This window comes from Xanthomonas theicola, assembly GCF_014236795.1.
GTDB lineage: Bacteria > Pseudomonadota > Gammaproteobacteria > Xanthomonadales > Xanthomonadaceae > Xanthomonas_A > Xanthomonas_A theicola.
Window position 1 is genome coordinate 2,453,564 of record NZ_CP049017.1, and the last position, 19,646, is coordinate 2,473,209.

Sequence of the window (19,646 nt, forward strand, 5' to 3'; positions counted from 1 at the left end):
ATTAGAATTGCAGGCACTGCCGCGCCATGTTGGCCATCGAGTCGATGATCGCGCTGACGGTCTTGTAGAAATTCTCGAACCGGCTGTAGCAGTTGCTGTATCGCTGTCCCCGCGTCTGCAACGCGTCCTCGACCCGGCTCATCTGCGAATCGAAGCCGGCTTTCCAGGCGTTGTAGGAGGCGATGGAAATTTTTTCGTTGTTGCCGCCGCTCGGCAGAGCCTCGATCATCTTCTCGACCTGGCTCATGTCGGGGATGACGCAATAGGTGCCGTCCGTGTTCCTGTGGCAGCACTGCCCCGGATCCAGTTTCAAGCGATCGCAGATGGCCTTCGCTTCCTTCTCGGTGATGCCGCCGCTTGGCGCTCCGGCGATGACCTGATCCTGCGTCGGATTCCTGTATTCGTTCAGCAAGTTTTGCAGCGCGGATTTCAGCGAACCGAAATCCACCCGCATGTAGTTATCGTCGTCGGCACGGACCCACGTGCCCAGCTTGGCGAGAATATCGGAGAGAGATTGATACAGTTTGGTGTATCTATCGAGTGCGGTGGCTTGGTCGTTGAGATCGCCGTTTTCCGATGCCTCGATCGCGTCCGCCAGTATCTTCCAGGCGTCGGCGAGATCGTCGGCGGGATTCTCGCCGGACCTGATGTTTCGGCTCGACAGATTGGCCAGCTCGCCGCGGGCGGCCTGCTCGCGCGGCTGGTCCAGCCTCTGGCTCAGCGCTGCGCCGGCCAAGGACTCGCACAAGGCGCCCAGATGCCGGTCGTCGACGCCGCCTGCAGCCCTGCCCAGCGCCTTCTCGACCTGGTTGCGGACTGCCAGGTGGGCGTCGCGCCGCTTGGCCAGCGCGTCATGCCAGTCGCGCGTGGCTTCGAACCGGGTCTTTCCGGCTGCCCCCATGCCCTCGCCGGCCGCATCCAGCGGCGCGGCCGCTGCGTTGCGACCGGCCTTGCCGGCGTCGTCCATCGCCGGCGCCGCCAACGAAGAATACTTCTGGATGATTTCCATGAGCCATTGTCCCCGATCAGACCTTGATCCCTTGCGCCAGGTAGTCCAGCGTGCCGCGATGTTGCTGCGACGTGCCCTCGACCAGCGAAAAGATCTTCATCAGCAAGTCGACCGAACGTTGCGCCGCCTGCTCTTCGCTGTGCTGCACGGTCGATGCCACCGCGCCTTCCGCATCGTTGACCTTGGCAGCGGCGTTTTGTCCCGCCGCCGCGGTTCCCGCACCGGACTGCGCCAGGCTGGACAGTTGCGGCGCGAACGAGCCGACGATCTGGCCTGCATATTGCTTCCCGGCGTATCGATGGTAATTCTCCTGGTTCGCCAGATCCTGGGCGTCGGCGCGCACCTGGGTCCTCAACATGGGCTGGCTCAGTACGGCATGCTCGTCGGCGCTCAGATGCGGCTGGTTGTTCTGCACCTGCACCGCACGCCGTTGCGCGTCGAGCGTGCGCAAACGCTCCTGCGGACTGGATCCGTTCAGGGGCGACGTGGAACGGTTGAGCGCATTGCCGAGCCGGGCATTCTCCTGGCGCGACTGGCGGAAGTCGCGGGCGTTGGTCCTGATGTTCTTTATCTGCCCCTTGTTTGCCTTGGAGTACTTGCCGAAGCCCACTCCCGCGACGGCCGTTCCCAGCAGCATGCCGGTCGCCGCGCCGGCCAGACCGGCGTTGGCGGCGCTGATGCCCTTCGCGCCGGCGGCTTCCGCCTGCTTGACGGAGATCTCGCCGAACTTGGCGGCGTTGCCGTTGCGCAAGGTATTGGCCTGCCCCAGCAGCAGCATCAGCATGAACAGCAGGTCCAGCAGGCGATCGACGCCGGTTTCCCGGCTCGCCTCTTTCTCGACACCCGGCAGCTGGCTGTCGAGCAGGGAGCCGATCTCGGTGCCGTCTTCGCTGCGCGCCAGGTCCTTGAGCCTCTCGACGGTTTCCTTTCGAGACGCTGGCGTCATGGAAGCGAGCGCGTCGCGGAGCGCACTGCGTGCGTCATCCGGGCCGTCGCGGCCGTCGAGCTTCAACTCGGAACAGAAGGCCGACATGGGGAGCAGTTTCTCGTTCCTGGTTCCGCCGGCGCCGTCTGCGTCGCGCGCCGCTGCCGTTTGCCAAAGTGGGGGGGTGGAGAGAATTTCCATTGCTTATCCTTTCAGAATGAACAGGGTGTAGATCACGCCGCGCGCGCGCCGCGGACCGCACGTGTGATGGCGGCGCCGGTGCTGGTACGCTGATCGATGGCATCGCTGGCGTGGCGGAAGAATTCCTGGGACACGTTCAATGTTTTCTTGAATTGATCCAGCAGGCTGGCGAACATGTCGTTGAGCAGATCCAGTTCGCTCATGGTGAATTTCACGTCGGCCATGGTGCGGGCGACCTGCTGGTTTGCTGCCTGCACGCCGACTTCCAGTCCGCCGTCGATGACGGTCTTGCCGAAGTTGACGCCGGCCGACACGCGTCCGAGGTTGCTCGCATATACCTGCTTGCTGCTCAGGTCCGAGAACAGGCCCAGGCGCTCGATGGCGGAATCGAACATCCTGGTCGCAGCGCTGGACATCTGCTTGGCCATCTGCGAGATCGATTTCTTCAGCGCCTCGGGAATCAGCTTGGCGATGGTCTTTTCCAGCACCTTGGTCAACACCGAGCTCAATTTGCCGACGACGTTGGACACTGCGCTGGCGATCGCGCTGCCGGCACCGGTCACGGCGAGCGCGACCACCGCCGCCGCCATGGCGACCGAGACCGCGATCATGGCCACCATCTTGGCCGTCTGCGCATCGACGCCCAGGCTCTCCATCGCGCCTGCGACCTTGTCCATCACGAACTGCAGCAGCGGCTGCAGCAAGTTCATCAGCGGCTTCATGGCTTGCTCCATGAACGAATTGCCGGTCACGGCCTGGTGGATTTCATCGGCCACCATCAGCGCCAGGCCGATTCCCGCCAGCGCCAGGCTGGCGCCGCCGGTGAAGGCCGCGCCGACCACCACGACGGCCGTGACCACGGCGCCGAGGATCTTGCCGATGCAGCCCATGGCCTTGTTCATCGCTTCGATCTTGGCCAACTCCGTTTCGGCCTTGGCGGCGTCCTTGGCCAGCTTTTTGACGCGTACGTCTTGCTGCACTTCGAGCAATTTTTGCTGCGTCTCCGAGCGCGTCTCCCCGGTGTTGAGCATCAGTTCGCCGAGCTGCATCATCAGGGTCAGCAGGCGAGCGATGTTGCTGGTGTCCTTCTTCACCGCGGCATTCGGCAAGTCCGTCCCCTGCAAGTTGGCGCGCTCCAGCAGGCCATCGGCCTTTTTCTGCAACGCGAGCACATGATCCTGCTGTTGCCGAACGCTGTTCTTGATGCCGTCCAGCTTGGTCTTCGCCGCCGTCAGCGCATCGCGCAATGCGTCTCGGCTCTGCATGGCGGCCTGGTATTGCGGCGAGTCGGGCTCCAGCGCCGCCAGCGCCGACTCGGCCTCGGCAAGCTGCCGCTCCAGCGCGGCGGCCTCCTCGGTCGCACCGGCCAACGTGTCTTTCAGCGCCGCAAGCCGGTCCATCGCGGCGGAGACGGCGTTACTCGCCGCTTCATACTCATCGGCGAGCCTGGTATCGCCGGCGGCGCGCACGGCATCGCGGACCGCGGCCGACTGCGCGTTGAACGCCAGCTTGCTGAGACTGCCGTCCTGCAGCGCCGCCATCATCGATGCCAACAGCCGTCCGGACTGTCGCGCGTCCACGACGGCGTCGTGCGGCGCCGTGCCACCCGCGGCGAACTGGCGCGGCGGCGTCAACCGCGGTCGCGCTGGATCGCTGTCGCGCCCCCGACCACCCGAGGCCAGATCCTCTGCGGCCGTATCGACGATCAGCCCAGCCAGTTCCTGCGCTGCGCGCTCGGCTTCCTTGAGGATGGAAGGCGGCATTCTCGTCAACTGCTCCGCGCGCCGCGCCATCGGACGATTCGATAGCGAGCCGATTTGCCCGCCATGTAGGACTACACTTGTCATTCCCGCATTATTCCTTTTTGCATTTTTCTTGGACCGGACCCGACGTCCGGCACTGTTGCAACGCCGTCAGATAAGCCTGCGCAGTGGCCTTCAACGTCTCGTCGCCGGACTTCTCCAGCACCACCTTGAAGCATTGCCGCGCCTTTCCCGACTTGCCCATGGCCAACTGGCACTGGCCCGCGTACAGCATTGGCCGGTAGTCGGCATCGCCCTGGGCGTACGCGACAGCGTAGAGGTCGGCGGCTTTCTGGTGCATCTGCTTGAGCTGATAGACCGCCGCCAACCCCATCAGGAAGTCGACGCAGTAGAAATCGTAGATGCACAGGAAGCGAAACAGCTTTTCCGCCTCGTCGAGCCTGCCGCGATTGTAGAAGTCGTAGGCCAGGCTGTACATTCCGTCCATCTGCTCATCGGAAATTCCATGGATTTCCTTGAGCGTGACGCCTTGCGCGACGGCATCCAGAATGATCTCGAGATTTTGTTCGTCTGTATTTCCATGCTGCTGATTCATGCTGCCAGCTCCTGACGCCAGTATCGAATGAAGGACTCGCGCACGCTTTAAGAAAACGCACGTGCCCGCCGTGCGGGATCAGTCGGCGGCGCCCTTCGCACCGGCCTGCGCGCCCGCATCGGCGGCCCCGGCCAGTTCGACCTGCTGCAGCCACGACAGCAGTCGCACGACGGCGTGGATCTCCTTCAGGCTGACCATGTCGTAGAGCCGGTGCGAGCGGTACAGCCGGCGCGCCAACGGAACATCGACGATCACCGGTACCCCGACCTTCTCGGCGTACCGGCGCACCGCCAGTGCGTGCTGGTTGCGCGCGTGGATCGACACGTACGGAATCGGCGAGAGTTCGGGCTTGAAGTAGATGCCGATGGCCACGTGCGTCGGATTGGCGATCACCATCCGCGAATTCTCGATATTGTGCTTGTCCTGCGAGCTGAGGAATTCCAGGTGGATTTGCCTGCGCTTGCTCCTGATCAATGGATCGCCTTCGGTTTCCTTGTATTCGCGCTTGATCTCATGCTTGTCCATGCGCAGGTCCTTCAGGTAGAGGAACAATTCCGCGAGCGCATCCAGCACCAGGACCGAGGAGACGCAGCCGAGGCAGACCAGTACCAGCCTGACGATCAGCTTGTCCCAGATGCCGATGATTTGCGGGATCGACGCATGCACCTGGGCGAAGATCAGGTCCCGGCTCCACCACCACGTCAGCACGATCACCGCGCCGAAGCTGAGCAGGTACAGCAGGGTCTTGAAGAAATCCTTGACCGTGCGCAAGCTGAACATCTTCTTGAAGCCATTGATCGGATTGACCGCGCTCAAGTTGATCCGGATCGCCTCCCCGGCCAGCGCGAAACGGCTCTGCAACAGCGACGGCAAGGCCGTGGCGACGATGCTCAGCAAGGCGATGGGCGCCACCACTTTCAACCCGAGCAGCAGCACGTCGGCCGCGTAGCGGTGCAGGTCCAGGTCGAATCCGCTGCGTGCCGCGCCGACGAAGGCCGCGCCGATCTCGGCCAGCGATCCCCGCCAGACGACGAACAGCACGCCGCAAAGGATCAGGCACGCCACCACCAGATCGCGCGCCTTGAACGACTGTCCGCGCTTGGCGGCGTCGCGGCGCTTCTTCGGGGTGGCCTTTTCGGTCTTGCTGGCGGCCACGGCTAGTGCCCCTCGAACCAAGACGGCAGCGTCCGCGCCATGCCGCCCAGGCGCGCGATCTCATGCGGAAAAACCGGCCCGAAGTAGATCAGCAGGACCAGCACCGCCACCAGGCTTTTCACCGTCAGCGACACCGAGAACGCGTTGAGCTGCGGCGCGAAGCGCGAAAGCAGGCCCAGGATGAATTCCGACAGCAGCATCGCGGCGACCACCGGACTGGCGATCACGATCATGCGCGTGCACAGGGCGGTCAGCATCGACAGCACAGGCGCACTGGAGAACGCGCATCCCTGCAACGGATCGCACAGACGGTAGCTGTCGCCGACCGTTTCGACGAACAGCGTCATGCCCCCTCCCTGCAGATAGACCGCCGCGGCAAACACGTTGAAGAATTTGGACATTTCCGACGTGTCCACGCCATTGACCGGATCGATGGTGCTGCTCAGGGTGGCGCCGCGCTGGTTGTCGATGAAATTGCCGACCGCATGGAAGATCCACGACGGCCAGGCCAGCAAACACCCCAGGACGACGCCGATCACCAGTTCCTGTGCGATGGCCGCCAGATAAACGGAGGTCTCCACCGTCTGCATGGTGTTCATCGGCACGTCCCAAAAGCCCATGGACACGATCATGATCACGGCGCTGCGCGTGGCCGCGCTCAGCACGCCGTCGTTGAAGAACGGCAGCATGAAGAACACCGGTGCCAGCCGCGCGAAACCCAGCGCCGCGCCGAGCAGCCAGGTATTGACGTCGAAAAACAGCGTGATATCCATCATCTCGCGCGCTGCACGTCGCTCATCCCAGCGCCATGCGCATGACCTCGCGCCCGAAGTTGACCAGCACTTCCCCGTACCAGCCCGACAGCAGGAACAGGCAGAAACTCACCGCCAGCAGCTTGATGCCGAACGGCAGCGTCTGCTCCTGCAACTGCGTCACCGTCTGGAACAAGCCCACCAGCAAGCCGACCACCGTGGCGACCACGACCGGCCACAGCACCAGTATCAGCACCAGGTACAGGGTCTTGTTGCCTGCATAAACGATGTCACCCACCGCTTACCCCTTTGCCGAGATCGATGTACTGCAGGATCAGGTCCTGGCTCAGGATCGACCATCCGTCAAGGGCCACGAACAGAATCAGCTTGACCGGCACCGAAATGACCACCGGGCTCATCATCATCATGCCCAGGGCGAGCAGGATGCTGGAAATCACCAGATCGATCACCACGAACGGCAGATACAGGTAGAAGGCGATCCTGAAGGCATGCTTGATTTCGCTCAGCGCATAGGCCGGCAACAGCGAGAAGATCGAGACGCGGCCTTCGCCTTCCAGCTGCGGCGCGTCCTGCTGCTCCATGCGGGCGGTCTGGATTTTTTCGAAGAAGGCGACCAGCTCCGGGTCGCTGTATCTGCGCAGATAGCCGCGATACGCGTCCAGGCCGTTGTCGACGAAGGATTCGACCGAGGCCAGGCTGGAGAAGTCGACGGGATTCTCGCGTTGGTAGTCGTACACCTTCTGCGCCACGGGCAGCATCACGAACAGCGACATCATCAACGCCACCGCGTTGAGCACCAGGTTGGACGGCACCTGTTGCAGCCCCATCGCGTTGCGCACCATCACGAAGACGATGGAAAACTTCAGATAGCAGGTTCCGGCCGCCACCAGGTATGGCAGCAACGCGGCCAAGGCGAGCAGCCCGATGAGCGAAATATTGTTAGACACGACGTGCTTGGGCAAGCGCTTTGCCACCCCCGATGTCGTGCAGTTCCACGCCCAGGCGGCCATTCAGTTCGACCAGTTCGCCCGTGGCCAGGCGCATGCCGTTGACGGCGATTTCCACCTTTTTTTCTGCCTCTGGATCCAGCTGCAGGAACTGTCCTTGGTACAAGGCGTCCAGCTCGGCCACCGTCACCGTGCGGCGCTGCAGGATGAAGTCCAGACGCAGCGGAACATCCGCCAGGGACGCCGCGACGGCCGCTGTCGGCATCGCCGGCGGCGCAGCGCACCCATCCCCTCGCTCCTCTTTCGCGGCGCCGTTGTGTTCTTTCATGATTGCAGGGTGCATCGATATTTCTCCATCTTCGTTGATTGAAAAGCCCCCGATGGCCATGCCGGCGCTGGTCAGTTCGAACGCTTCGGCCTCGATCAGCAGCACGTCGCCGCAGCGCATTCGGCCGATCAGCCGGCGGCTGGCATGACTGCGGCCTATCTGCCATGCGATCTGCAGCGGCAAGACCGCGATGGACGCCGAGAGCGGCCGCGCCGAGGGCACCGCCACGTCGGGAAAATCGCCGAACCAGACCCGGCCTTGCGGCGTGGCCAGCGACAGCAGGCATTGGTCCTGCGCCTGTCGATCCTGGCCGGGGTCCTCCCCGATGCGCAGCAGGTCGTAGTCCAGCTCGGGAAACGGCATGTCCAGCGGCCGCTCACTGGCCTCGAACAGGCTTCGCGCGTGTTCGGTCCGGCGCTGCGCGGTGGCGGCCAGGGCGGCCAGTTCGGGCGCCGTGCAAGCCAGCCATTCGGCCAGATCGACATAGCCGCGCCAGCAAAGGCCATGGCGATAGGCCTGCACCGCGACCAGCGAGGCAGCGCGCGGCGCCGGCGTATAGGCCAGGCGCCCGCCCAGCGCCGGGTCGCGCTGCGGCCAGCGCGCCAATGCCGCGCGCGCCCTCGCTTGGGCTGTCGTAATTCGCCGCAGGGAAGGCAGCTTCACGATTCGTCGTCCTCCTGCCGTTGCCGTGGATGCTGGTCTTCCCGGCCCTGGTCGTCGTGTTCGCGCAGGATCCATTGCTCGCTCGCCCCCGCGGCGGCGCCGTGCGCGTTCAGACGCTGCTCGACCAGCGCGCTGCTCGGATGCAGGGCCAGCGAGGCGGACGCGGAGTGCCACGGGCGATGCGGGGCTGCCACCAGCGACACCCTGACGGCATGCTCCGTGCCCCAGGAACGGAAGCGGTAGACCCAGCCCTCTTGCGTTGCGCCGCGGGCGGGGGAGGCATTCGATGGACCGGGGCCAGCGCCCGGATCGGCGTGCCGGCGCGAGGCCGGCGCCGGCGTGCTTGCGGCAGCGCCTTTGCGGTCGTGCTGCTGGGCCTGGCTTGCAGGCGGCGTCGCCTGCAACGGGCTGTCGTCGCCGCCCGCGGCGCCGCTCTCCTTGCGCCCTCCATCGGCATGGCGCGACGCCTCGAGCGCCCCCCCATCGGCTTCGCCCGGCGCCTGCTGCGACGCCGCCGGCGCGGCGACCGCGGCGGCGCCGCTGCGGTCGTGGTGCGGCGTTCGGCTCGTAGGCGGCGCCGTCGGCGACCGTCTGTCGGCGACCGCCGCACTCGTGTCCACGTACCCCGCATCGACATGGCGCGATGCCTCGAGCGCCCCCCCATCGGCTTCGCCCGGCGCCTGCTGCGCCGCCCCCGGCGCGGCGGCCGCGGCGGCGCCGTTGCGGTCGTGGTGCGGCGTTCGGCTCGCAGGCGACGCCGTCGGCGACCGTCTGTCGGCGACCGCCGCGCTCTTGTCCACGCGCCCCGCATCGGCATGGCGCGACGCCTCGAGCCCCCCCCCATCGGCTTCGCCCGGCGCCTGCTGCGAGGCGGCCGGCACCGCGACCGCTGCCTGCCTGCCCACCGCGACGGTAGCAGCGGGCGTGCCGCTCCACGGCAATTGGCCCACGCCCGCGATGCGCGTCATGTGCGCTGCGTGCGAACGGCCGACCGCGGCTTTCTCCTGCAAACCGTCCATGTCCGGGCAACGCATCCTCGATGCACGCTGGGAGATCTTCGCTGCATCGCCATTGCCTGCCTTCTCGCCTGCGACCGCCAAGCTGGCATCGGCGCGCAGTTCCAGCGGCGGCGGCGATGGGATTTGCTGCGCCGCCGGCAGTCCCTGATCGAGGCCGTCGGCATGGTCGCGGCCGTGGTCGCGATGATTGGATTCGGCCATCCGCCGCAGGCGATCGTGGATGTCCTGCACCGGTGATTCCGGGGCCACGGCGCTGTACCCGACCGGTGCATTTCCGTTTCTCATTTCGACCATGACGCTCGTTCCTCCAGTTCGCATTCTTCGATCTCCAGCTGCCGCAAGCGCGCTGTTCTGCGTTCACCGCCCAGCAGTTTCCGGTACCGTTCGCGCCGCGCTTCCAAGCGCAGGCAGAGCACACGCTGCGCGCCGACCCGCTCCAGGCATTCCTGGCCAAGCTCCTGCTGACGGCGCAGCTCCAGCCGCAGCGCCTGGCTGCGGCGCCGGTCCGCTGCGCTTTTCCGCAGCCAACCAAACAGCTGCTGACGATCGAGCGCAACGCCGCCCAGCGCTCTGCTGCCGGCCAGCTGCTGCTGCATGCTGATTTCCGCCTGCAGTCGACTGCACTGCTCCTGCACCGCCATCAGGCGCTGGCGCTCGCGCGCCAGACGTTGCATGCCGACGCGCAAGCGTTGTTCGCTGTACTGCAGCAATGCCATGTACTTACGCAGCAAGTTCCACCATCTGCGCCACAATGGCATCGGGCTCGCTGGCGCGGTCGCGCGCTTGCTGCAACCAGGTGTTCAGGGCGTCCTTTCGTTCCAGCAGGCGGTCGTTCGCGGCGTTCTCTCCGGGGCGGTACTCGCCCAGATCGAGCATCAGCTGCAGTTCGTCGAGCCGGCTCAGCTTTTCGCGGATGGCGCCGGCGGCCCGGGATTGCGCCGGCGGACAGATCTGGCTGGCCACGCGACTGAGACTGCGCAGCACATCGACCGCGGGATAGTGATTCTTCGCCGCCAGCTTGCGGCTAAGATAAATGTGGCCGTCCAGAATGGAGCGGATCTCCTCGGCGATGGGATCGGCTTCGTCGTCGCTTTCCAGCAGCACCGTATAGAACGCGGTGATGCTGCCGCGGTCCGTCGCGCCGGGACGCTCCAGCAGGCGTGGCAAGGCTTCGAACACCGAGGCCGGATAACCGCGCCGCGCCGGCGCCGCGCCCGCGGCCAGCGCGACATCGCGCAAAGCGCGCGCGTAGCGCGTCAGCGAGTCCTGCACCAGGACCACCTTGCAGCCGTGGTCGCGGTAGTACTCGGCCACCGTGGTCGCCAGCAGGGCCGCATTGCAGCGGTCGATCGAGGAGGCATCCGAGGTCGCGTACACGACCACGCTACGTCGACTCTGCGGAGATTTCTTCATCTCCTCGACGAACTCGGTCACTTCGCGACCGCGCTCGCCGATCAGGCCGACCACGAACACGTCGGCGGCCGCATGCTTCATGAGCATCGTCACCAGACTGGTCTTGCCGGTGCCCGCCGCGGCGAAAATACCCAAGCGCTGGCCGACACCGCAGGGGGTCAGCGCATCCACCACGCGGATGCCGCTATGCAAGACCTCGCTGATCGGCACGCGGCGGTCGAACGACGGCGGTTCCGCGTCAAGCGCGCACCAGCGCGCCGGATTCACCGACGGCAGCGGCGGCGCCAGGCGAGCGACGTGCGTGCCATTGGAATCCAGCACCGCACCCAGCATGCTGTCGTCCACGCGCACCGTCAGCGCGCCGCCGGTCGGCACCAGCACCGATTCGCGCGACAGACCGCGCGGGTTGCCCAGCAGGCTCAGTATGGCCATGTCGCGCCGGAACCCGACCACCTGGGCACGCGCCACGACCTCGTCATCGCGCCAATGACGGCGCATGTCGCATACCTCGCCCACCGCCACATCGCGCAGCGGCGCCTCGATGATCGGCCCCGACAGATAATGGGGATGCGCGAAACGGCGCAGCATCCGCAACGGTTGCGGCGTCATTGGCGGACGATCTCCAGCAGGCGCTGTTGGAGCAGAAAAAAGGCATTGATGGCTTCACCCATGGCATCGGCGCTGTCCAGGCATTCGCCAACGAGCTCGGCATAGGCCTGCAATTGCCCTTCGCTCTCGCGCAACGCCGATTGTCGGTTGGCGCTGTAGCGGAATTCAGCCATGATTTCCCGCAGCAGCGCCTCCGAACGCAGCCGCACGATGCTGTCGTGGAATTCGCACAGGTCGCTCCAGATCATCGTGCGCCCGTCCAGGTCGCCGACGAACATGGGCGGACATCCGTCAAGATCGATTTGCACCGTGGCATGGTCGTCCAGCTGCTGGATCAACGCCGGATCGCAGCCGGCGCCGAGAAGCGCTTGTTTGATGATTTCGGAGAAACTTAGTTGATGCATGATTGTCCCAATTAAAGTTTCTAGATGACCTTGAGAACGTCGATTTCGACGTTGTTGGCGACCTCGCCGAAAGAGATCACGTCCAGTTCGCGGAAGCGTGCTTCCAGCAGCTTCTTCACGAAGCGGCGCACATCGACGGCGGTCAGCACGATCAGATCCTTTTGCGCAACCGGAAGGCCCTGGAACAGCAACGCGAACTTGTCGATGATCTCATCCGACACCGCCGGATCTATGTTGAGGAAAGCGCCGCTGGAGTTCTGCCGGATCCCCTTGCGCACCTGCTCTTCCATCTCGACGGAGAGCATCACCACACGCAGTTTGTTGCCGACCGCGAATTTATGCGATATGTAGCGGGCCATGGCGCCGCGCACGTGTTCGACCAGCGCGATCACGTCCTTCTCGCGGCCTCCCCATTGCGCCAGAGATTCCAGGATCAGCTTGAAGTTGCGGATGGAAATGCGTTCCGACAGCAGCCGCTGCAGCACTTCGGAAATCTTTTGCACGGTCGCGTTGCGCAAGACTTCCCTGATCAGATCGGGCGCGCTGCCCTCCATCTGGTCGAGCATCTTCTTGGTCTCCTGGATGCCGAAGAATTCCGGCACATGCTTGACCAGCGTGGCGACCAGGCACTGGTAGAGCTCGTCGTGCGCGCTGCGCAGCTGGAACCCGAGCCTTGCCAGGGTATCCCGGTGCGATGGCGCCACCCAATGGCACTGCTGCTGCGCGGCATCCTGCAGCACGTCGACTTCGATGCCGAGCAGTTCGACCTGTTCCGACATATTGACGATGCGCAGCTTGCCGAAGCGAACCTGCAGCGTCTCGGTGCGGATTTCATTGATCAGCAACGTCACGCAGTCCTTCTCCTGGCTGTCGGAGCCGCGAACCAGCAACTCCGGCAAGCGAACGCCATAGTCGATGAAGAACTGGCTGCGCAGACGCTGTGCCAGTAGTTCGTCGGCGAACAACTGCTGCTGCGCCTGCGGCACCAGCAGGATGAAGGCCACGGTTTCGGTGACGACCTTGTCCAGATCGGCGATCAGCCCCAGCTGATGCCGATCGCTGCCGTCGCCATCGGCTTGCTGCGATTGCGCGGCGCCGGCGATGTTTTCGCCCTGTTCCGACTCGCGCCGGCGTCGGCGCTGGCCGTGATAGAGAAACAATCCCAGCATCAGCGACAGACAGAGGAACGCCATCGCCGGAAAGCCCGGCAGGAACGCCACCACTACCGCCAGCAGCGCGGTGATGGCCACCGCGAACGGCATGCCGAGCAGCTGACCCATGATGTTGCGGCCCAGGTTGGCGTCGTCCCCGTTGATGCGCGTGACGATGAAACCCGCACTGATCGAAATCAGCAGCGCCGGAATCTGCGCCACCAGGCCGTCGCCGATGGTCAGCATGGTATAGGTCTGCAAGGCGGTCGACATGTCCATGTGATGCCGGATCACGCCGACCGCGATACCGCCGATCAGGTTGACCAGGATAATGACGATGCCGGCGATGGCATCGCCCTTGATGAACTTCATGGCGCCGTCGAAGGAGCCGTACAGCTGGCTCTCCCGCTCCAGAACGTTGCGCCGCTCCCTGGCGCCGTCGGCATCGATCACTCCGGCCTTGAGGTCGCCATCGATGCTCATCTGCTTGCCCGGCATACCGTCCAGAGAGAAGCGCGCCGCCACTTCCGCCACGCGTTCCGAGCCCTTGGTGATGACGATGAACTGAACGATGGTCACGATCGAGAAGATCACGAAGCCGACGATCAGCGTATCGCCGATGACGTATCGGCCGAAGGTCGCGATGATCTCGCCGGCGTCGGCCTGCGTCAGGATCAGGCGGCTGGTGCTGATCGACAGCGCCAGGCGGAACAGGGTGGTGATCAGCAGGATGGTCGGGAACGTCGAAAAGTTGAGAATCTTGTCGACATAGAACGAACCCATGAACAACAGGATGGCGATGACGATGTTCAGCGCAATCAAAAAGTCGACCAGGAAGGTCGGCAGCGGTACGATCAGCATGGCGATGATCATCACCATCAACGTCACGATGATCAGTTCCGGCCGCGTGCGGACGTTGGCGAAGAGTCGGTCGATCATGGCGTCGTTCAGGTCCGCGAGCGACGCTGCTCGAGCAGTTCCGCCGCATGGCTTTGGTCAATCAACTGGTCGAGCACGGCCAGCACCTCCGCTGAAGCGGCATCGGCATGCTCGGTCGCTTCGCCCGGCCGTACGAACAGTTCGGCGGGCAGACGCTTGTAGGCGCTGCGCACGGCGTTGAGCCAGACCGAACGCTCGGCGGCGGTCGGCAGCAGGCAGGCGTCGAGCGCTTCTGGCAGCAGTTGTGCGGCCGGCACCCCGCGGTCCACCAGCGCGCACATCAACAACAGCCAGTCCTTTTCCTCTTCCACGTAGCGAGGCGTCAGCTTCTTCGCCAACAGCGAGTTGACGAACTCGAGGTCGGCCGTGCGCAGCAGATGCAGTTTGCGCATGTGCGCCAGCAGGTAGCCGAACTCCACGCAGCTGCAGCTCGGGTCTTCCGCGAGGATATCCGAGACGAGCGACTCTTCGACGAATTCGAACACCCGATGGCGTACCTTGTAGCCGTAGCTGGCGATCCAGTCTTCGTAATCCTGCAGCGGCTTGCCCTCGCTTTGGAGAAAACGCCGGTAGGTCTGGCGCAGCAGCGATGCCTGCAAGCCCAGCGCGGTGCCGGAAAAGCGCGCCTTGAGCGCACAGTTGATGCCGCCCTTGAGGATTTTCGGGTCGGCCTGGTGTTTGACCGTTTCCAGCAACCCTTCCAGCCGTTTCCGCTGAACACTCGCCAGCTGCTTGCGCTTGAGCAGCTCCTTGAGCACCAGGAACAGATCGCTGTCGTCCGGAAACAAGCTGCGCGCCTGCCTCAGCAGCGCATCCATCGACAGGTCCGGTACTGCGAGCGCCCGCACCAGCTTTTGCGCCTTGGGCGCGGCCTCTTCGTCGAGCACGCGCGCGAAGTCCTCGCCCGACGCTGCGGTTTTATTTTCGAACTCGCGGCGATTGCGGAACTGCGTGGCGACGCTGGCCATGTCGTCGGCCATGTCGGCCAGCTTCTGCTGCAACGCCGCCGGCGTGCCGTCGTCGGCGATCTCGACGGCCAGCTGCGCCCTGTCGTCGCTGGCGGCCTTGGCCGATTCCGGCTGGGGCGACTCTGCCAGAAGGCGGGCGGCGACGATCGCGCCGCTTCCATGAATGGTAGTTACCATCGAAAATGGCTCCCCTGCTGTTATTGGACGGTTTCGCGCGTCTTGTCCATTTGTCTGATGAGCGTCTCGAACTTGACCGCTTCATCGATATTCTCGGTATTTATATCGAAACCCTCGGTGATCTCGCGGGGGTGGATCAGGAAAATGCGTACGGTGTTCTTGTTGAGTGTCCGCCGATAGCGAAACGCGCCACCGATCAGCGGCAAGTCGCCCAGCAAGGGAATCTTGCCGATGTGTTCGTCGTTTTCGCCACGGGTGTAGCCGCCTACCAGCAGGCTCTTGCCCTTGGGTACGCGTGCCACGGTGCTGATCTTGGTCCGGCCGATGGTGGGCAATACGCTCTGGTCGTCGGTTTCGTTGCGCTGTACTTCGCTTCCATCTTCGATGTTGAGCGATAGTTCGATCTCGCCCTTGGCGGTGAAGCGTGGCAGTACGCTTACCAGCGTACCGTAAGTGACGCTTTGCAAATCCACAGCGCGCTCGGCGATCAGCTGCGTGTAGAAGGTACGGCTGTTGTCGAACATGGCCGGGGTGTTTTCCTGCGTCAGCACTACCGGGCGCGACACGATCTGCGCCTTGTCCTGGCGTGCGAGCGCCAGGATGGATGCCATGAACCGATCGCCCTCGAGAGCACTGAAAGAATTCAGGTAATTACCGCTATTGAAACCAGCCGAAAAATGCTTGCCACTCGAGATCGAGCCCTGCCAGTCGACGCCAAGCTGGTCGAGGTCGTCTTTCTGCAGATCGATGATCCACAAGGCCAGCTCGACATGACGTTTTTCTTCATCGAGCGCCTTCACCAGGTTGCGGATCAGACGGATCTGTTCAACCGTTCCCTTGACCAGCAGGCTGTTGGTTTCCGGATAGGCGATGATGCGGATTTTTCCGTCCGGCCGCGGGTTCGCCGGCGCGTTGGCGGTCTCCAGCGCGGCGACCGGCGCGTCAGGCGCCGGGATCGCCGGACGATCGCTTGGCGTATCAAAGAAACTCGCCGGGGGAACGCCCTTGCGTTCGATTTTCTTGTCCGGCAAGAGCGAGGCGCCGATCGATTTTTTCACGTCTGCCGCGGTCCGATCGACATCCCCTTCCAGCAGATTTTCCACGACTGTGGCGATGCCCGGAATGACGATATTCTCGTCGCGCCGCGTATAAGAACGGTCGGTGACGAAAGTATTGTTCAGCCTGATCACCTCGACGTGCTGGTCTTCCATCCCGACGTCCTGGCTGTCCATGAACTCGGCGGCCTTCTTCACCAGATCGACGTAGATAGGCGGCCCCGCCAGATAGAAAGTGTCGATGCCGTCGCCGCGCAAGGGATAGCGAGGGTCGATAAGTCCGGATTTCTTGAGAAACGCATTCAATGTGGCCGACGAAACGTTAATCAGCTTGATGACACTGTTCTTGGTTTCACTGGCATCGTAGACATAAATGGCGTTGCCGTCGTAATAGGTGATCAACCCCATCTGGCGACTGACCTTGCCGACGACGTCGCCCGCGGAAAAATCGAATTCGCCGGAAATCTGCTTGCCTGCGGCCAGTTTGCTGACGATGATGGGCTTGCCCAGGTATGCCGAGACACCGCCAAAAAACGCTCGCATGTTTTCCTGCCGCGCGACATAGCCCGCCGCCTGACCGGAGGAATTCTGCTTACTGATGTCGATTCCAGACGCCAGCGCCATCTGACAAGCGAACAGAAAAGTCGCCGCCACGAGCCAACTCGAGGAGCTCGACATATCCCACTTCTTCACACTGATGCCCTCTATTGTCTTCTTTGCGCATCAAACAGATGCGTCAGGCTCAGGCCAAGCGATTTCTTGACCTCGCTGGAAAAATGCGACGCTGATGCGAAGCCATGCTCCAAGGCCACTTCGGTGACCGAATGCTGCCGCTCTATGAATGCCAGAATCGCTTTCGCCAAGCGCCAATCATTGAGCACGGACTTGGGGCTGCCGCCCAGGACAGTCCGGAACGTCCTACGGAAATGGCCCGCCGAAATCCCGTAGCGGGCGCTCAGCGCCTCGATCTTTGCGCCCTGTCCTTCCTGCAACAGGAACGACACCATCGAATAGGCTTCGGTACGCCGCAGCGACGAAGCGATACGCCGATAATCCGGCGTATCGTCAATCGCCATGCGCAGGAAACGCGCGACAAGTCGATTGCCGTCCAAGGCTGTCGGATCCGATGCAGGCTGCGCTGCCACGGCTGCGCCGTTTCCGCCTTCACAGCCTGCGATTGTGCAGCTCACCGGCGATGGACCGAGAGCGTGATCGATGAATGCTTGCAGCTTTGTCAATATCTTAACGTCATGGGCATCCATGATGCGGCTTTCCGGCAAGAAGCGGGGCATGCCTGCCCGCCGATAATTTTTCGATAAAACATCGAACAAATACTACCCCTTCACCCCCGTTCTAAAAATAGGACTGGAATTAAATTTGCGGCCGATCCATGAGACCGGAACGAAAGTTGGGATTTACTCACTTCCGCCAGCCCTGCGCCGGAGAGGAGTGCAGCGGGCGACATGATCTTGTCCCTGTTGCGCATATTCAAGGGTAATCCATTCGGTATCGCCATCCGGAATGAGCAAGATGGCCAAGCAGGCCGAGGAGAAGGCAGAGCGGCAGCGGTTCGACACGCAGTTCGAGCAGCAAGCCTTGTTGCGTGCGGCCACAGATCGCGAACCAACGGCGGCGCGTGATCAGGTCCGGTTGCTGTCGAGCTTGCCGCGATCGGTCCGGTTCGGCCCGGCGCATGCGCTCGGGGAAGCCGCACTGGCCGCCTCCAGGCTGGCCCCGCCCGGCAGCGAACCCAGCGCGATACCGCCATTGAAGCCGGCGATGTTCAGGCCGGTGGCGACCGCTGGCGCCTGCGGCGCGTGGATGTGCGACAGCCCGATCACCCGCGCCTGCCGCAATCGATGCTCAAGGGACGGGCCCGAGAGAGCGGCCGGCTGCCCAGTCAAAGGGCTCCAGCTCACTGGCGCTGGCGCGGGCGTGCGGTCAAGCTGGTCGAGGGCACGGGCGTGTCGATGCCCGATACCGAAGAGAACCAAGCGGTTTATCGGCAGCCCCAGTCCCAGGCGCAGGAGTGGGATTTCCACTGACCTGCATGGTGGTGGTGATCTGCTTGGCTATCGGGGCGGCGCTGGAGGCAGCCAATGATCACGACCAAGGCCGCGGTTGGCGCGGCTTCCACCATCACACGGCCCTGTGCACTGCCGCTTATGGATTCCTGGTTGCCGAACGCTTGCGCGGAGTGCATCGAAAAAACCGTCACGACGCGAGCAACCTGCCTTATCCGAGGATGACCGTCCACGCGGCGCGGTCGTCGCGGACTCAGCGTCATGCAGCCGACTCGATCGCGACGCTGGTTGGATAATCGCCACCGCCATTTGCGCGAGATTGCTCGACGGGATGCAGCCGTACCTGCGAATTAATGACTCAGCAGGACTTAAGGATAGTCTGATCAACGCGGTCGGAGGATGAGGCAAGCCATATCGACCACGCCCACGGCGCTCAGACCCTCGGTTTTTCGCCGTTTCCGGCGCATTTCCGGGGTATTTCCCGGATTACAGGCACACCCTCCCCACGACAGGCAGCAACTGCTTTCGCTTCAGCCACAGGTTCGACAGCGCAAACAGCGTCAGCACTTGCGCCGTGTTCTTCGCCAGGCCGCGATAGCGCACCTTGACGTAGCCAAACTGGCGCTTGATCACCCGGAACGGATGCTCCACCTTCGCCCTCAGGCTGGCCTTGGCGTGCTCCCAGCGCTGTGCCCACTTCAATTCGCGCTTGCTCTTGATCTGCTTCAGCTTCGAGGGCTTCTCCGCGATCAGATAGCGCAGCTTGCGCTTGCTCGCCATCTCCTCGCGCTTGGCCAGCCCGGTGTAGCCGCTGTCGCCGCATACCGTGTCTTCCTTGCCGTGCAGCAGCTTGTGCGCCTGGGTGATATCTGCGGCGTTGGCCGCCGTGCATTCCAAGTGGTGCACCAGCCCGGACTCATCGTCCACGCCGATGTGCGCTTTCATCCCGAAGTAGTACTGATTGCCCTTCTTGGTCTGGTGCATTTCCGGGTCGCGCTCGCCGTTCTTGTTCTTGGTCGAGCTGGGCGCGGCAATGATCGTGGCGTCCACGATGGTGCCGCCGCGCAGGCTCTGGCCCTTGCGCGATAGGTGCGCGTTGACCCGGTTGAACAGCGTGCGCGCCAGATCGTGCGTCTCCAGCAACCGGCGGAAGTTGAGGATCGTGGTCTCGTCCGGCACCTCATCCAACCCGCCGATCCTGGCGAAACGGCGCATCGACGCCGTGTCGTACAAGGCTTCTTCCGCGCCCGGGTCGCTCAGTGCGTACCACTGCTGCAGAAAGTGGATGCGCAGCATTGTCTCCAGCGGGTACGGCTGACGGCCCGGATGGCCCGACTTCGGATAGTGCGGCGCGATCAGCGCCAGCAGGTCTTTCCACGGCACCACCTGATCCATCTCGGCCAGCAACCTTTCGCGCCGCGTCTGCTTGCGCTTGCCGTTGTACTCCGCGTCGCCGAAAGACAATTGCATCGTCGTTGTCCTGTTGGGCTTTGTACGATTGTCGCAGGATCAGAGGGAGTTGTTCAGA

At 63.5% G+C, this 19,646-nt stretch carries 20 protein-coding genes; 1 reads left to right on the forward strand and 19 read right to left on the reverse strand.

The genetic code is table 11. The features are described from left to right. Position 1 precedes the first annotated feature (1 nt). From G4Q83_RS11450 to G4Q83_RS22605, 18 genes are all read right to left on the reverse strand, one after another. Positions 2 to 1,009: an IpaD/SipD/SspD family type III secretion system needle tip protein gene (locus G4Q83_RS11450; RefSeq protein WP_128420693.1), complete on the reverse strand. Its 1,008-nt coding sequence runs from the start codon at positions 1,007 to 1,009 to the stop codon at positions 2 to 4. A gap of 16 nt (positions 1,010 to 1,025) precedes the next feature. Next, entirely contained in the window at positions 1,026 to 2,135 is a 1,110-nt protein-coding gene (locus tag G4Q83_RS11455) for an IpaC/SipC family type III secretion system effector (protein WP_128420692.1), read from the reverse strand. Between the two features lie 32 nt (positions 2,136 to 2,167). After that, complete coding sequence (sctE, locus tag G4Q83_RS11460; RefSeq protein ID WP_185817194.1) at positions 2,168 to 3,604, reverse strand: type III secretion system translocon subunit SseC family protein; 1,437 nt, start codon at positions 3,602 to 3,604, stop codon at positions 2,168 to 2,170. Between the two features lie 385 nt (positions 3,605 to 3,989). Further along, positions 3,990 to 4,493: a type III secretion system translocator chaperone SicA gene (gene sicA / locus G4Q83_RS11465; protein WP_128420690.1), complete on the reverse strand. Its 504-nt coding sequence runs from the start codon at positions 4,491 to 4,493 to the stop codon at positions 3,990 to 3,992. Positions 4,494 to 4,571: 78 nt separating this feature from the next. Continuing rightward, the gene (locus G4Q83_RS11470; protein ID WP_128420689.1) at positions 4,572 to 5,648 is read right to left on the reverse strand and encodes an EscU/YscU/HrcU family type III secretion system export apparatus switch protein; all 1,077 of its coding nucleotides are present in this window, start codon (positions 5,646 to 5,648) and stop codon (positions 4,572 to 4,574) included. Positions 5,649 to 5,650: 2 nt separating this feature from the next. Further along, positions 5,651 to 6,424: a type III secretion system export apparatus subunit SctT gene (sctT, locus tag G4Q83_RS11475; RefSeq protein ID WP_211288310.1), complete on the reverse strand. Its 774-nt coding sequence runs from the start codon at positions 6,422 to 6,424 to the stop codon at positions 5,651 to 5,653. Positions 6,425 to 6,443: 19 nt separating this feature from the next. Then, positions 6,444 to 6,698, reverse strand: coding sequence for an EscS/YscS/HrcS family type III secretion system export apparatus protein (locus tag G4Q83_RS11480; protein WP_128420688.1), 255 nt, complete (start codon positions 6,696 to 6,698; stop codon positions 6,444 to 6,446). Then, a complete protein-coding gene (locus tag G4Q83_RS11485; protein WP_281401950.1) occupies positions 6,691 to 7,395 on the reverse strand; it encodes an EscR/YscR/HrcR family type III secretion system export apparatus protein in 705 nt (234 codons plus the stop codon). Before G4Q83_RS11485 ends, G4Q83_RS11480 begins: the two co-directional genes overlap by 8 nt. Further along, positions 7,361 to 8,359, reverse strand: coding sequence for a type III secretion system cytoplasmic ring protein SctQ (gene sctQ / locus G4Q83_RS11490; protein ID WP_185817195.1), 999 nt, complete (start codon positions 8,357 to 8,359; stop codon positions 7,361 to 7,363). The genes G4Q83_RS11485 and sctQ overlap by 35 nt, the downstream gene beginning before the upstream one ends. Further along, positions 8,356 to 9,672 carry a SpaN/EivJ family type III secretion system needle length determinant gene (locus tag G4Q83_RS11495; RefSeq protein WP_185817196.1) on the reverse strand — a complete coding sequence of 439 codons (1,317 nt, stop codon included), beginning with the start codon at positions 9,670 to 9,672 and terminating at the stop codon, positions 8,356 to 8,358. The genes sctQ and G4Q83_RS11495 overlap by 4 nt, the downstream gene beginning before the upstream one ends. After that, positions 9,660 to 10,094, reverse strand: a complete 435-nt coding sequence (locus tag G4Q83_RS11500) for a hypothetical protein (RefSeq protein WP_185817197.1) — start codon at positions 10,092 to 10,094, stop codon at positions 9,660 to 9,662. The genes G4Q83_RS11495 and G4Q83_RS11500 overlap by 13 nt, the downstream gene beginning before the upstream one ends. A gap of 4 nt (positions 10,095 to 10,098) precedes the next feature. After that, positions 10,099 to 11,379 carry a type III secretion system ATPase SctN gene (sctN, locus tag G4Q83_RS11505; RefSeq protein ID WP_281401951.1) on the reverse strand — a complete coding sequence of 427 codons (1,281 nt, stop codon included), beginning with the start codon at positions 11,377 to 11,379 and terminating at the stop codon, positions 10,099 to 10,101. A 17-nt stretch (positions 11,380 to 11,396) separates the two neighbouring features. Then, on the reverse strand, positions 11,397 to 11,804 hold the full coding sequence (locus G4Q83_RS11510; RefSeq protein ID WP_128420683.1) for an InvB/SpaK family type III secretion system chaperone: 408 nt from the start codon (positions 11,802 to 11,804) through the stop codon (positions 11,397 to 11,399). Positions 11,805 to 11,824: 20 nt separating this feature from the next. After that, complete coding sequence (locus tag G4Q83_RS11515; protein ID WP_128420682.1) at positions 11,825 to 13,894, reverse strand: EscV/YscV/HrcV family type III secretion system export apparatus protein; 2,070 nt, start codon at positions 13,892 to 13,894, stop codon at positions 11,825 to 11,827. 8 nt (positions 13,895 to 13,902) lie between these two features. After that, entirely contained in the window at positions 13,903 to 14,895 is a 993-nt protein-coding gene (sctW, locus tag G4Q83_RS11520; protein ID WP_158255029.1) for a type III secretion system gatekeeper subunit SctW, read from the reverse strand. A 164-nt stretch (positions 14,896 to 15,059) separates the two neighbouring features. Next, on the reverse strand, positions 15,060 to 16,748 hold the full coding sequence (gene sctC, locus G4Q83_RS11525; RefSeq protein ID WP_158255028.1) for a type III secretion system outer membrane ring subunit SctC: 1,689 nt from the start codon (positions 16,746 to 16,748) through the stop codon (positions 15,060 to 15,062). A gap of 50 nt (positions 16,749 to 16,798) precedes the next feature. After that, positions 16,799 to 17,425 (reverse strand): helix-turn-helix domain-containing protein, encoded by a 627-nt coding sequence (locus G4Q83_RS11530; RefSeq protein WP_146095447.1) that lies wholly within the window; start codon positions 17,423 to 17,425, stop codon positions 16,799 to 16,801. 309 nt (positions 17,426 to 17,734) lie between these two features. After that, positions 17,735 to 17,935 (reverse strand): hypothetical protein, encoded by a 201-nt coding sequence (locus G4Q83_RS22605; RefSeq protein WP_211288309.1) that lies wholly within the window; start codon positions 17,933 to 17,935, stop codon positions 17,735 to 17,737. Between the two features lie 209 nt (positions 17,936 to 18,144). Here G4Q83_RS22605 and G4Q83_RS11540 point away from each other — a divergent pair, with 209 nt between their 5' ends. Further along, entirely contained in the window at positions 18,145 to 18,414 is a 270-nt protein-coding gene (locus tag G4Q83_RS11540; protein WP_128420678.1) for a hypothetical protein, read from the forward strand. Between the two features lie 190 nt (positions 18,415 to 18,604). On the opposite strand, the gene G4Q83_RS11545 is transcribed toward G4Q83_RS11540, so the two are convergent. After that, the gene (locus tag G4Q83_RS11545; protein ID WP_185817191.1) at positions 18,605 to 19,588 is read right to left on the reverse strand and encodes an IS5 family transposase; all 984 of its coding nucleotides are present in this window, start codon (positions 19,586 to 19,588) and stop codon (positions 18,605 to 18,607) included. Between the last annotated feature and the right edge of the window lie 58 nt (positions 19,589 to 19,646).